This window comes from Alicyclobacillus suci, assembly GCF_017329615.1.
Classification (GTDB): Bacteria; Bacillota; Bacilli; order Alicyclobacillales; family Alicyclobacillaceae; genus Alicyclobacillus; species Alicyclobacillus suci.
In genome coordinates, this window is sequence record NZ_JAFMTW010000003.1 from 111,493 (window position 1) to 124,846 (window position 13,354).

The following is a 13,354-nucleotide window of genomic DNA, read 5'->3' on the forward strand; positions in this document are numbered from 1 at the left end:
TCACTGCATCGGCAGTACGTGCACATCAGGTTTTTGCTGAATGTCGTCGAGCAAGCGCTCGTGACAAGTCAGGTACAATATCGGCTGTTGTTGCGCCTCCTCGGCGAGTAATGCCAATACCCGACCCGCGCGCGTATCGTCAAAGTTCACGAGCGGGTCATCCAAAATCACTGGCAAAATTACACCTCGCTCGCGATACTGCCGGATAACTGCCAAGCGCAACGCGAGGTACACTTGTTCGCGCGTACCTCTGGACACGTCGGACAGCGCGAACGCTTGTCCAGCAGCATCGACTAAATACACATTTTCCAAGCCGCTCGAACCGAGCGGTACCCTTAGCGCACAATAACGGCCATCCGTAATGCGGGCCAGATAATCCGATGCGTTGGCCAGTAATGGCGACGACTGATGCGCTTCCACAACCATTCTGGCGCGGACGCTCAGCGCCTTGGCGATAGCTTGGGCGGCGAATTCCGCCTTTAAAGCTGCAATGTCCGCCTCCAACTGCTCCGCTTGCCAGCGCAGTGCACGACCTTGTTCCCCGAAACGGCTCATCTCCAGAGAATGGTCTAGCGACCACAGTTCCTCCTGTAGCGCCGCAACGCGCGCACGTTTCTGTTCTACCTCATCTTCGGCTGCGATAAGCGCCTCTTGCAAGGCCGACAAGGACGAACGCGCGGCCATTTGTACCACTCGAAACGCCGCCGTTTCGCCACTGCACTGCACCACTAGCGCCTGCAGTGCACGTTCACGACGCACTTGTAACGCCCGCCGGTGCGCCTCGCGCTCCATGCAACGTTCATACCCATCCCTGTCATCGACGCCAAACTGCCGATAGACTTCATGAATCTGCTGTTCGACCGCAATCATCTGCTCCTCTATCATTTGCAACTCAACTAGCCAGGCGTCGAGCTGCTCCGTCAGCCTGGCGCACTCAGCGTTCGCCTCAACCCCCGACGCGACAATCTGACTCAATCGGTTAAGTGTCTCCTGCAGCGCCTCGACCGCCCATTGCGCTGCCGTCGAGGCATCAAGATTTTGGCGCGCCGCTTCTAAGGCCACTGCGAAACCTGCATCATGCGCCGGATGGATGATGTCGAGCCAAGATTGCGCTGCCTGCAGTTCTGCGTGCACGTGCTGGCCTAGTTGTTGCACAGCTCGACACGTTTCCTCTACCTCCGCGCGCCAACGCGTCACATTGCGTGCAGCCTCTGCAAACTGCGCCCAATCTGCAGCCATCCACAATTCCATCGGAAAGTTTGCGTCGTTGAGCGCGGCTTTGTACTGGTTCGCTACCGCTTGTAGCTCATTTGTCGCCACCTGCCACTCCGTGTCCCGCAGCCGTCGACGATAGGCGGCTTCTTCATAACTACCGAGCAGCGACTTCACGCGTTCAAGCCGTTGGCGTTCTAGCTCTGTCTCCTGAATGTAAGCCAAGATGTCCGCCAACACATCATCCACTGAATCGACGTGTACAGGCCCTTTCCAACGCGTCATATAAGGCGGTTTCTTCGCATAATTGCCACCCAATTCACGTGAAAGACGGCTGTTGAAACCCATACCGAGCAGTGTCAGCGCCAGCGCGATCGCAAACACGAAGACACTCACAAAATTGCCTTTCACCCATTCAAAGACAAGACCAGCGCCCAAGGCGGCGAGAATAGCAGTGCGCATCCCTAACTCACGAAAATCCCCAGCAGTTTCTCGGGGCTGCCGAACCATCTCGTCACGCCACGCGCGCAACCGTTCAAAATCCCCGCGATAACCACTTTCTATCTCGCGCAATTGAACCGCTCGTTCCTCTATCGCCGCCCGGGCGTGCGACTCACTTGAATAATCCGCACCCACCGCCTCGCGAAAGACCTCGCGTTGTTCTGCCTCCCACGCGCGCGCTGCATCCCGCTGACGACTCGCTTCCATCTCTGTGGCCACCGCGCGGCTGTAGGCATCTGCAAGCCGATAAAGCGCATCATTCGGGGTCATTTCGGCAAGTCGTGCCACCGCATCCGCTGCTAGATTCGACGGTAATGACGCCCGCGCACGAGCCAATTGCGCCTTCGCATGTCGAACAGCCTCTTGACGCGCTATCCACTCGCGAATCGATTGCTCTAACGCTTGGACTCGCAACTGCCAAGCCTGCACATCCCCTTGCAGTTCTGCATCAGCAGCTTTTCTCTGCATTTGGTGAAGGCGATGCTCATGCGTCGTTTTTCGCGTGAGCAGATGCTGACGCTTGTCCGCCAACCCAGCCTGCTGCTCAAGCCACGTCGGAACCTGTACCCAAAACTCGTAGTTTCCTGCCGGTACAGGGCCAAGCGCAGCCATCTTCGCCTCATTTTCCAGCAGTTCCTGTACCGCGTCATAGGCTGAGACCACGCGCTCAAGATGGTCGCGTCGCTGTTCACTGGCCAAAAGCAAGTTCCGTACATCCACCAACTCACGCTCCACCTCGTCCCGGTGTCGCAGAGTCTGACGGTACCACCCAGCCCTATCGGGCGAAGTTTGCAATGCTTCAGCCACTTCCCGATGCGCCCGCAATACCTGATTCAACCGCGGCCGACTCGCACGCCGACTCGGATTGAAAATTTCACCGGCCGCCTTCTCGGTGGCCGCCTCCAATTCATAAGGGTTGATTAAAAGGGCGCGTAAACCAAACAACTGCGAAATCAGCGCATTCGGTTTCTCCGAAAAAGCAACCAAATCTGCCAATTGGAGTGTAAAAAACGTCTCGTACAACACTTGCTCAACCTGTGCGAATTCCGGAAACCACGCAGCAAGTTCTCCCTGGCCAGTACCTTTCTTCCCGTCCTCTCCAGTGAGTCGCGGTGCCGCCCGTCGCCCGAGACTCCTCTCCAATGTGACAAGTTTCCCGGACTCTTGGCGCAACTGCAACCGAACATGTGCCCCAGGCCGCACCGGCGTGGTTCCTTCCGCCAATCGCGCCACACCGAATAAGCCGCCACGAATCGCCGCTAGCATGCTACTCTTTCCCGCCTCGTTGCGACCATAAAGCACCTGAAGACCCTGACTGTGAAAGGTGACTGAAAAGTCCCGGTACGGACCTACATGGTCAATCCACAGGCCCTGCAGCCGCATGCATACCCCTCCATTCTACCAGTTCCAAATCGTCCTGTTGGGGGTGCATATGGCTTAACAGAATTTGGCGAACCCGCTGCATCACACCCTCCGAATCCTGTTTTAATGCCTCCGCGACGAGGGCACACTCGCTTTCCTTCCAGCCGCCGTCGGCAAGCAGCCCAAACACCGCCTTAGGCTCCAACTCTGCCTGCCGCAACAACTGAAGCAACTGTCCGACATAACTGTCAGACGTCTCCCACACGCCAAAGTCGACGTCTGGTTCCACCGCGCTGGTATAGCGGTGGAACCAGACTGCAAGTGACTCATCATCGGCCGCATGCTGAAAAATCGCCTTAGTTTCCGGCAAATTGAGGCTATTGTGCAAAGAACTGCGCCCCGACAAACAAAGATGGACAAGTCGCAACACAGTATCTCCTTTTAACTCCGCTGCGACAGCCCCCCACACGTCGTCAATGGTCGTCATGTCACTCACATCCACGTCGACACGCTGCCATTCCACCATCGAAAACGGCAAAAAAGTGTGTGTCAAATGCAAATGGTCATCCCATGTCAGCAGAATCGCCCCATGCGAACCCATCTCACCCATATCACGCCCCTGTGGTGCGCCAGGATAACCGACAAACGGCCGGCGCTCACGCAATACGTGATGGCGATGAATATGTCCAAGCGCCCATGCGTCAAAATCAGACTGACGCACCACCTCTTCCAGCGATGCAGCGGCGTAGGGCGCGTGTGCCCCATACGATCCGCCAATTTGCCCATGGTACATCGCTATCGCGATATCTGCCTCGGGCAACCGCTGAAACTCACCCACTTTCGATCCGTACAACTCCCGCGAACCGTAGCTGAACCCTGAAAACTGCACTTGATAACCCTGCAACGGCAACATGAGGTCGCACACGGATTCCCCATGCACCCGTCCGCCCAGAACGTGTACGCTGTCGGGCCACTGAAACAAAGCTGGCGCACCTGCCGGGTCGTGGTTACCGTGCGTGAGAACCACTGGAATGCCATGATTAGCCAGGCGCCGAAACTGGCGATACACATCATATTGAACACTCACAGGTGGGTCTGTCCCGTCGAACAAATCTCCCACAATCATCACGACATCCACCTGCGCGTCGATAGCGTAATCCACCAATCGCGCTAGAATCGTATCCACTGCTTGCCGCAATGTTTTTGCCACCTGTTCCGGCAACGCCTCGGCGGCGACCCGCAGCGGCGTCCCCATATGTAAATCCGCTGTATGGAGAATGCGCAACACGAATTCACCTACTCTCTCACAAACATACGTTCGCATGCTGCATGAGAAAGGATTCGACGTCCATCCCAAAATTCCTTGTGTGCGTATGCACAAGGCATCCGCGGAACTCATATATGGGTCTAGGAGTTCTTTGAGAGGAGCGTGCGTACATGGCGAGTACACCGATAGTGCAGCCCAAGCAGGTTTCTGCTGCACGAATACTCACTTCGTCTGGATTTGGCTTGCTGTTCGACTCGTTCGATGTCGGACTTTTGTCGTATGTGCTCGTGTCGCTTGCCAAGGAATGGCATCTTTCGACGACCGTCACAGGCTTCATTGGCAGCGTCAGTTCTATTGGTATGGCAGTCGGATCGGCATTTGCCGGTTCGCTCGCCGACAAATTCGGACGGCGCAGTATCTTCTTATTCACTTTACTCATTTACAGTATCGCGACAGGGCTCTCAGCCTTCGCAGCAGGAGTCGGTCTGTTTATTCTCCTGCGTTTCTTCGTGGGCTTAGGACTCGGGGGGGAATTGCCCGTGGCCACCACATATGTTCTGGAATCTTCACCAGACGATGTCCGCGGCCGACGCGTCGTATTCCTGGAAATGTTTTGGGCATTTGGATCTCTCATCGCGGCGCTCGTGTCCTTTTTTGTCATTCCCTCCGCAGGCTGGCGCGTCGTATTTCTCATCGGCGCCATTCCAGCACTCTACACGATTGTCCTGCGCTTCGCTCTGCCGGAGACACCAAGGTACACGCGCCTTGCCAAACGCCCCTCGATGGCGACTGCGCTCAAGCAAGTCTGGACAAACGGCATGGCCCGCCGGTCCGCCGTTACCTGGATTTTGTGGTTCCACAACATCCGGCTAGGGGTATTGTCAGTCAAAGTCGTTCTGGAAACGGCGTTTAAGGCACACCGGGCGTCAGCATCTGGATACTCGCCATTTCTTCGGCGACCAAACGAATAGAAGAAATTACATTCCCAGATGCATCTAGTCCCCAGACGGCAATATTGACGTCTTGCGTACCCACAATGCCAAACTGAAACTCGTATTGCGATGTGAACTGTACCTGATAGGTTCTTGTCGTATTTGTCAGGGGCGACAAATAGAACAATTCGTGTACATACGGGGATTTATTCCCTTCAGACAGGTAAAATCCAAGAATTTCTATCGACGCCTGGTCATTCAAATCATTATTCAAGATGGACACATAGATAGACTGTGCGTCTGTTCCCGTGCATAAAATCGGGCCGGTCGTACGGACAGCCCCGGGGCCTGGGTGTGGATTGGCCGTCAAAAACGGCACATATTCCACCACACCATCTGGGTCTATCACGGCATCACCATTCCCAACAGGCGCCGGCCCACTCGGACTTCCCCACCAGTTGTTTGTCGCATCCAAACGCAAATTGGGCACGGTCGCGTCGTAGGCACCAGCGTCTAAGTCCAGCCCAGCCACCGCATTTCCCTGGATGGCGTTGTCATGTGCCACGATATTGGTATTCGGTACACCACCGCTAAAAGCCGTCGTCACCCGAATGCCCGACGATATCCCGCCAGCAAGGACATTTCCAACAATCTCTGTGTCGTTTGTCGCGCCGCCGAAAAATATCGAAGAGCCCTGCGACGCTTGCATGATATTCCCGCTGACCAATACGTTTGTCGTGCTCGTCAAGGCAATAGAATTGTCGCGAAAAAACCGATTGTGCGCGATGGTCAGATTGTTATTGGGTGTACCCGGGGCCCCACCAATATTGATGGAAGCTTGGCTATGGCCGCCAGCAAAATAGTTCCCTTCGATGAAGGCATTTGCCATCCCAAGCGATGCATAAATGGCGTTTCCGAATCCACTGTTGTCAACCAACAAATTATTTCGAATCTGCACCATCTTCTCCCCATTCGAATGGACATACATGCCCGTTACGTTGTTTCTCACAATATTGTTGAGAATGGAGTAACCTGATACCGTCGTTGGCGCAAAAATACCCGCCCATTGCGTATTCATCTCAACGGTAAAACCATCAAAGACTACGTTGTCCGATTGAATTTGAACAGATCCCGTCGTATCACCGGATATGATAATGCTCTCCATGGCGTATTCACCACGACTCGTCGCATCAACCCCAGCTTGAGCACCCAGTAGTTGAACAGCCTTTGTAATCATCACGGTCTCGCGATAAACGCCTGGAGCCACTCGAATGGTATCGTACGTGTTCGCTGCTGCGATGGCCGCGGTTATCGTTGGCTGATCAGCAGGTACGTTAATGACGTTTGCCATTTGCCACACAACTCCTTATAAAATATTGACCGTGTTTCGAAGCGTAATTCCATTCAGAATAGTATCCCAGGTCTTGACGTCTTCAGAGTTCACACCCGTATAAACCAAACAAACGCCAGGTATTCCCCACTCCCCTTCTATCGGAGCCTCCAGCTCGACCCTCGGATTGATAATCAATATACGGATATCCCCTTTCACCAACTCACTCAGGACACGTTTCAGTTCCAGTACCTCGTCCCGGTCAGCGGCCCATCGAACAAATAGTACAGATTTGGAAGCGGCCAATTGTTCGAGAAAACGATTCACCCGATCATTCAGTTTTTCCTTATATTGAGGGTAGTGCTCAACCCAGTGTTTGGTCACCGGGAAATCATGGACAGAAATGATGTGATATCGGTTGTCCTTTATAAAAAATGTTTTAACAGGTTTGATTACACCATTTTCAACCAAATGAGCGACTCCGTCGATCCGTTCCATGTTATCCAATTCCATATAATCCTCAAATTTATTCTCTAATACCCGATTGATGTCAGAGAGAGACTGCGATACCACCCAATCAAACGGCATGGAGAATTTTCTTAAATTATGCCGCCTTAAATGTGCTGCCGGTGCACAAGCGCTACCTAGACTAACAATTAAATCATATGGCCTCTTTATCTCACGTAACTGCATAATAGATCCCCCTTTTCGACTTATGATATTTCGCAATATCATTCCAAAACCGGGTTATATGGCTAAATTCATTGAAAACAGTCGCCTGTCCATGTGAATTCCCCGCAAACCAGAAAGCCGTCACTTCCTTCTAGTGGACGCCAAAAAGGACGGCCTTGAAGCCGTCCATCGCGAATTTTAAGTGACTATGATTCATCGATTATTTCAGGTTGGGACTCCACGGTGCGTAACCAGATTCTCCCAAAAGACCTGGCTGCCTCTGCAAACCAACCTGGGTTGCATACTTATTGACCATTGCGATAACATCGAGGTGATGAAGTTGCCCCAACGACGCAGATGCTTCATTGCGAAGCTTCGGTTTTACCGGATACAACGTGATGGGTTGCACGGTTCCTTGTCGCACCGGAACCTCAAATGCGACGTTTTCGTTGTGTCCGTTGGCCACACAAATAGCAGTGACCACGCCTAACTCCTCGAAACGCGGATCTACCTTTACGGTAAGGGGAACAGACCAAACGCCGTTAGAGTCCGTCAACCCTGATTGAATAACTCGCCCTCCGCTGTCCACCACGATGACTCGGGCACCATGTAGCCCTCGATAGTCTACAGCAGAGACGACGCGAAACGTAACGGTTGCACTTACTGTTCGGGTTTGCGCGTACGCTTGCGGCAAATGCCAAACCGGGGCTGCGCTCAAAGAGATGAGGAGCGCGCAAAGGATCACATAAATTCTTTTCAATCATAGTCTCTCCTTTCGTCGAGACTATAATGAACCATGTGCCGCCCCGTCATACAGCCCAATTCACGATGCTATCCGCCATTTCAACAGTCTGTTTTTTCACCGTCATCACGAATGACATTCGGTCACATTTATAGACTCGTTCAGTGAGTGGACTCGTTCAATGAACAGACTCGTTCGATGAAGCCTCACGACTGAGATTTTAACTTTCTAAACAACAACCCAATTAAACGAGTCAATCGCGGACTATGAAATAGCTGACTGATGATGACACTTTGCCCTAGAGGCGCCATCGCGATTTCGTTGAACGCGACAAACCGATGGCTATCTTCATCCCACAGTCGGTAGCGAAGCGCGTGGAGACTGGAGGCCAAGGTAACAGCCGGGACGTTCCGGAACAACTCCGTACTTTCATGCATCTGCTGAAGATAGTAATTTGGCACCTTAGGGCCCAAATGATGAACGTGGTGATATCCGATATTCCCAGTCACCCATTGCAATATCTTCGGCAATTGATAGAATGAGCTGCCCTGCAGTGCGGCATGAACATAATCCCATTTATCCGACGTTTCAAAGTACGAGTGTTCAAACTGGTGTTGCACATAAAACAACCAGATTCCAACGATACCTGCCAGATAAAGAATCGGTCCCTCAACAAGAAGTACAGATTTCCATCCAAGGATGATACTGAGAGCCGTTAAGATAGCCATCCATGCGAAGTTCGTCACATGTGTATTGATACGTTCTTTCCTACCAGCACCTTTTCGGTTAAATCGATATTGATTAAGAAATAGATGGATAGGTCCAATACCAAACATCACGACAGGATTTCGATACACCCGATAGACCATTCTCTTCACGAACGACAGCTGTTGATACTCATTAACCGTCAACGTCCACATATCCCCGGTTCCGCGCCGCCCCAAGTTACCGCTGGTGGCATGGTGAACGGCGTGTTCATATTTCCACTGATGATAGGGGAAGCAAGTCATCATCCCTGTTATCATCCCAACTATCTCGTTAGCTCTTCGGCTTTTGAAAAACGAGTGGTGACAACAATCATGAAATATGATGAAAATCCGAACGAAAAATCCTGATGCCAAAATGGTGAGGGGCAAAGTCATCCAAATCGAAACAGACAAAGATAGATAAGCTGCCCACCATAGTCCGAGAAAGGGCACCAGCGTATTTAACAGTTGCCAAACGCTTTTCCTCGTGTCTGACTTCTGGAAAAGCGCGGCATTTTTCTTCCAATCTCCATGTCTTTCATTAATATCTATACTCATCTTCCTCTCTAATTTCGAACCAAAAAGGGAAATCATTTCTATACGGAATATAAAATACAGAATAGGGGTATGGGGGATATATTCGCTCATAAAGGGCGTAATCCGTGGGACATATGAGGTGACATCATTCGTTTCGAACACTGTTATTCAATTCGAATATTTTTTACCTGCTGCCTCATCTTGCTCTTACACATGGGGCAAAGCGGTTTATCGTCATGAACAAATTCATTCCTAGACCAACAGTTACATTCTGAGCACTGCCATACGACAATGTCGTCATAAACGTATTCAGAAGGTGGTTTTCTCCTATTGTTGAAATTCATCAACAACCCTCTTCCAGACTCGAAAAGCCCATGTAGAATCATCTACATGGGCTTAACCATATTTGGTTAACCTCGAACAACCACATTAGCGGCCTGTAAGCCTTTTGGGCCATCAGTAACGTCGAATTCAACGCGTTGTCCTTCGTCTAACGTACGAAAGCCGTTGCTTTGAATGGCGCTGAAGTGAACAAATACATCGTCTCCACCTTCAACTTCGATAAAACCGAATCCTTTTTCACCGTTAAACCACTTCACTGTTCCCTGCTTCAAAACAATCCCTCCATAAATACTACCTGATTTACCAAAAAAACCGTTTCCTCTGACCAAGGGCCAAAGAAAACGGCTCATGTATCAAAATCACGTATTCGGTATAAATCAAATCTTACCTCATTTTTCAAACCGCGTCAATACGTTACAGATATCATTTTCAAAAAATTTGAGACAAAAGGATAAGACCTCGCCGCTCCGTGCTTAAACCATTTCCGTCGGTTGCACTTTCACTCTTCGCATCAGTGTTAAAAAGGTATAACTAGCGATAGAAAGTAAGCTCGCCGATAAAAGGATGAGGCTCAATGGCACTGCCGAATACTCGCCTGCAATCCCCACTAACGGAGAGCTGACACAACCTAATAAAAACGGGATTACGCCGAGCAACGCAGACGCACTTCCCGCAATATGGCCTTGGGATTCCATCGCTAAGGTGAACGAAACTGGGCCGATGGTTCCCATTGCCGCGACATAGCAAACCAGTGGAATCACGAGTGCAAAGAGTGGTCCATGTGTCAAAACGACAACCAGCACGGTGATGGTTGCGACAAACGACAGCCCGAGCCCAAAGTGAAGAATTCGATGCTCGGGAATTCGTCCCGCTAATTTACGGACGATTTGCGAAGCCGTGATTAACACGATTCCATTCAATGCGAACAGCATCGCAAACACTTGTGGCGAAACACCGTAAATTTTTTGGTAGACAAACGGGGTACCGGCGACATACGCAAATACGCCGCCAAGCATAAAACCCTGTGCTAACACGTACCCCATATATACCCGATTTCCTAAGAGCGCTTTAAAGTTTCCAAACGTGTCACCAAAATTGCTGCGAATGCGCTTCTCGACGGGCAAGCTTTCTTGCAATCTCCAGATGGTCGTGATGGAAAGGATGCAGCCGAGCATGCCCAGCAAGTAAAACACGCCTTGCCATTTGGTGAACGAAATGACCGCACTTCCTGCAAGCGGAGCAAGCAGGGGAGCGACGCTGCTCATCACACTGATGAGCGAAAAAAACCTCGTGAGTTCCGTACCACTGTGCGTGTCACGAGCAATCGCACTGGAGATGGTTCCCGCCGACACCGCGAAGCCTTGTATAAAACGCAAGGCGATAAAAATCCCAATGTTTGGTGCAACAGCACAACCAAGCGAAGATAAACAGTAAATAATCATAGCAATAATAAGTGGTTTTCGTCTGCCATGGACATCGCTCAACGCACCCATGGTAATTTGTCCGAGTGCTAATCCTAATAGGCAAGCTGTCAAACTGATCTGAATCGTCGACGCCGTGGTCCCGAAAAACTTCACCATTTGTGGAAACGACGGAAGATACATGTCAAAGGTAAACGGCCCTAAACCAGAAAACATGGCCAACATAAACGCAAATCTAAGGTTATGGTTGTTTGATTTCATCTCGGACTCCTATTTGTATAAATGATGAAACAAGTTAACAGCCTATTCACTATAAACCATCCATTCATCCTGTTCCATCATATCATTGGGCCATGTTGTTCATGCGTCGAGCATTCACAACAAAATGACATCACGATTCCACAGGTAAAATAACCCTGGCGATTGTTCCATGTCCTTTTTATCTTGAACGCCGTGTGATTTTGTAAATAAAAATGGCCATGATCACGGTGCTATATATCCACCCAATTGTCATTTGTGAGCAACGAAATAATCCATACAGCGACGGCTGTTACATAAAATGTTGAAAGAGCCATCGTCGTATCGATCATCGAGAAAAATTTCGTTAACGTTAACGATCCCTCCCGAACTACGCTCGCTGGAATATGATACGCCTCAACAATAAAATACCCATTTTATTATTTGAGCGTTTTGCAGAATTCGATTTTTCACCGTTTCTCGCACATATATAGTGTACGAAATATCAATGGAACACTATATATAGTGTCAAATGCGTTGTGAACGTTAATTCTGCAAAACGCTCATTTATTATCCAATTTGTTATAAACGTAATTCATTTAGATATAGCCAAGTACAATGACCGAGTGCATCTAAAATTGCGTCTCACCGCGCGTTCGAATGACGTAGTAAAATATGACCCATACACTGAGAACTAACAAATAAACGGCAAACGAATAGAAAATATTGTACCCATGTTGATAATGAAAGATCCCTGTGCTGGAACTTAATTTCTCCGCTCCGACGCTTAACAACGCCCACGCCAAAATATAGACCAACGACAACCGTGGCGTGACCCGTAAAAGGTCATAAAGATAAAAAAACACATAACTATATGCTGCGTACATCCAATGGGATAAGAAATCCATCACCTGAAATTTCGAATTGTCGTTTAAATCATAAAAACTAACCGGAAGAACGCTTAAGGTGTGGTCAAAAAAGAAGCCGAAAAACACGCCACAAAGCAGGTACACCCCGGCGGTTTTCTTTGTGAATCGCTTGGGCAGGAACCAGACGACCAATGCCCCAACGACAAGAGAACTGATGATAGACCATTCGTTAGCATTAAATTGATAATCATAGTGCGTCTCTTTCAAGATGGCTTAGGTGCCCCTCTCTCCAAACGTGTAAACCAGCGAGTAATGAAAGCCAGGACGACAATGAACGTCAAATACATGAGAAGGCTATAAACAATGTTCCAACGACTGGTGAAAATGATGAGGCCAAACGCTCGGATGAGCCAATCGTCCGCCATCAGTGGCACCAACATAGCTGCACCGAGTATCCATCGCCAACGCGCGCGTAACGGTGAGTTGAGGAACCCGGCGGCCATCATGAGTAGAAACGGGATGATAATAAATCTGCAAACATCTAAAGCCAGTGACTTTTCCACATCCCGTGTCGTTGGAACCCACTGCAAATTCACGTCCAAGACAGTAAATACGGTAACCGACAGGACGCCAATGATGAAATATAAAAAACATATCTCTGTGAGGATTAGCCATTTGGGCACAAAAACAAATCCAATCATCACCAACCACGCAACCAACGCAAACACAGCAAGAGACATCGCCATCATCCTCCAAAGATGACTTCATACGCTGGTGTATAGGCTGTGCAAACGGGATCGAAACATTCGTAATGTCGCACGTGAAATGATTATCCTCAAAATTTACAATGGCCAATACGCGGATTGTCCAAATTTCACGAGCGGGCTGCGATATCCACCATCCATCGTAAAGGATAGATGAGATGGAACAGGCAACCCTCGAAAAGACTTATGAGCTATGCAATTCATTGCGCAGTTGTTGAGCCAGGCGCTCTTGCTTCCTGATCATCGCGCGTTTTAGCAAGACATACACCTGATCTCGAATGGGCTTTGGAAACTCGCTGAGCGTCGGCACTCGATAGTCGCTCATCACCACTCCCCCCTCGATAAGCCCTATGCACCACCGGCTTGACCACTTGCCAATCCGCTTTTCTCCGGATGTCATGCTCAAATGGAACATACAAT

At 50.1% G+C, this 13,354-nt stretch carries 13 protein-coding genes; 1 reads left to right on the forward strand and 12 read right to left on the reverse strand.

The window, feature by feature from the left end:
• Together J3482_RS02950 and J3482_RS02955 are read right to left on the reverse strand one after the other, a co-directional pair.
• The gene (locus tag J3482_RS02950) at positions 1-3,096 is read right to left on the reverse strand and encodes an AAA family ATPase (RefSeq protein WP_206922025.1); all 3,096 of its coding nucleotides are present in this window, start codon (positions 3,094-3,096) and stop codon (positions 1-3) included.
• Positions 3,071-4,360, reverse strand: a complete 1,290-nt coding sequence (locus J3482_RS02955; protein WP_206922026.1) for a metallophosphoesterase family protein — start codon at positions 4,358-4,360, stop codon at positions 3,071-3,073. The genes J3482_RS02950 and J3482_RS02955 overlap by 26 nt, the downstream gene beginning before the upstream one ends.
• A 152-nt stretch (positions 4,361-4,512) precedes the next feature.
• Between J3482_RS02955 and J3482_RS02960 the strand changes: the two genes are divergently transcribed.
• Positions 4,513-5,313, forward strand: coding sequence for an MFS transporter (locus tag J3482_RS02960; RefSeq protein ID WP_206922027.1), 801 nt, complete (start codon positions 4,513-4,515; stop codon positions 5,311-5,313).
• Here J3482_RS02960 and J3482_RS02965 read toward each other — a convergent pair.
• From J3482_RS02965 to J3482_RS03010, 10 genes are all read right to left on the reverse strand, one after another.
• Positions 5,252-6,625: a right-handed parallel beta-helix repeat-containing protein gene (locus J3482_RS02965; RefSeq protein WP_206922028.1), complete on the reverse strand. Its 1,374-nt coding sequence runs from the start codon at positions 6,623-6,625 to the stop codon at positions 5,252-5,254. The genes J3482_RS02960 and J3482_RS02965 overlap by 62 nt on opposite strands.
• A 15-nt stretch (positions 6,626-6,640) precedes the next feature.
• A complete protein-coding gene (locus J3482_RS02970; RefSeq protein WP_206922029.1) occupies positions 6,641-7,297 on the reverse strand; it encodes a DUF1796 family putative cysteine peptidase in 657 nt (218 codons plus the stop codon).
• Positions 7,298-7,496: 199 nt separating this feature from the next.
• Positions 7,497-8,036: a hypothetical protein gene (locus J3482_RS02975; RefSeq protein ID WP_206922030.1), complete on the reverse strand. Its 540-nt coding sequence runs from the start codon at positions 8,034-8,036 to the stop codon at positions 7,497-7,499.
• 188 nt (positions 8,037-8,224) lie between these two features.
• A complete protein-coding gene (desA, locus tag J3482_RS02980) occupies positions 8,225-9,412 on the reverse strand; it encodes a Delta(5) desaturase DesA (protein WP_328702640.1) in 1,188 nt (395 codons plus the stop codon).
• A 53-nt stretch (positions 9,413-9,465) separates the two neighbouring features.
• On the reverse strand, positions 9,466-9,687 hold the full coding sequence (locus tag J3482_RS02985) for a cold-inducible protein YdjO-related protein (RefSeq protein ID WP_328702641.1): 222 nt from the start codon (positions 9,685-9,687) through the stop codon (positions 9,466-9,468).
• Between the two features lie 24 nt (positions 9,688-9,711).
• Entirely contained in the window at positions 9,712-9,915 is a 204-nt protein-coding gene (locus J3482_RS02990; protein WP_206922033.1) for a cold-shock protein, read from the reverse strand.
• Positions 9,916-10,116: 201 nt separating this feature from the next.
• The gene (locus J3482_RS02995) at positions 10,117-11,325 is read right to left on the reverse strand and encodes a multidrug effflux MFS transporter (protein WP_206922034.1); all 1,209 of its coding nucleotides are present in this window, start codon (positions 11,323-11,325) and stop codon (positions 10,117-10,119) included.
• 608 nt (positions 11,326-11,933) lie between these two features.
• Positions 11,934-12,437 (reverse strand): hypothetical protein, encoded by a 504-nt coding sequence (locus tag J3482_RS03000; RefSeq protein ID WP_206922035.1) that lies wholly within the window; start codon positions 12,435-12,437, stop codon positions 11,934-11,936.
• A complete protein-coding gene (locus tag J3482_RS03005) occupies positions 12,434-12,910 on the reverse strand; it encodes a hypothetical protein (protein WP_206922036.1) in 477 nt (158 codons plus the stop codon). Before J3482_RS03005 ends, J3482_RS03000 begins: the two co-directional genes overlap by 4 nt.
• A gap of 208 nt (positions 12,911-13,118) precedes the next feature.
• Positions 13,119-13,259: a hypothetical protein gene (locus J3482_RS03010; protein ID WP_188332351.1), complete on the reverse strand. Its 141-nt coding sequence runs from the start codon at positions 13,257-13,259 to the stop codon at positions 13,119-13,121.
• Between the last annotated feature and the right edge of the window lie 95 nt (positions 13,260-13,354).

Coding starts and splice junctions, on each gene's coding strand:
- J3482_RS02950 (WP_206922025.1), bottom strand. CDS start 3,096: ATGCGGCTGCAGGGCCTGTGGATTGACCATGTAGGTCCGTACCGGGAC.
- J3482_RS02960 (WP_206922027.1), top strand. CDS start 4,513: ATGGCGAGTACACCGATAGTGCAGCCCAAGCAGGTTTCTGCTGCACGA.
- J3482_RS02965 (WP_206922028.1), bottom strand. CDS start 6,625: ATGGCAAACGTCATTAACGTACCTGCTGATCAGCCAACGATAACCGCG.
- J3482_RS02970 (WP_206922029.1), bottom strand. CDS start 7,297: ATGCAGTTACGTGAGATAAAGAGGCCATATGATTTAATTGTTAGTCTA.
- desA (WP_328702640.1), bottom strand. CDS start 9,412: ATGAGCGAATATATCCCCCATACCCCTATTCTGTATTTTATATTCCGT.
- J3482_RS02985 (WP_328702641.1), bottom strand. CDS start 9,687: ATGATTCTACATGGGCTTTTCGAGTCTGGAAGAGGGTTGTTGATGAAT.
- J3482_RS02995 (WP_206922034.1), bottom strand. CDS start 11,325: ATGAAATCAAACAACCATAACCTTAGATTTGCGTTTATGTTGGCCATG.
- J3482_RS03005 (WP_206922036.1), bottom strand. CDS start 12,910: ATGTCTCTTGCTGTGTTTGCGTTGGTTGCGTGGTTGGTGATGATTGGA.
- J3482_RS03010 (WP_188332351.1), bottom strand. CDS start 13,259: ATGAGCGACTATCGAGTGCCGACGCTCAGCGAGTTTCCAAAGCCCATT.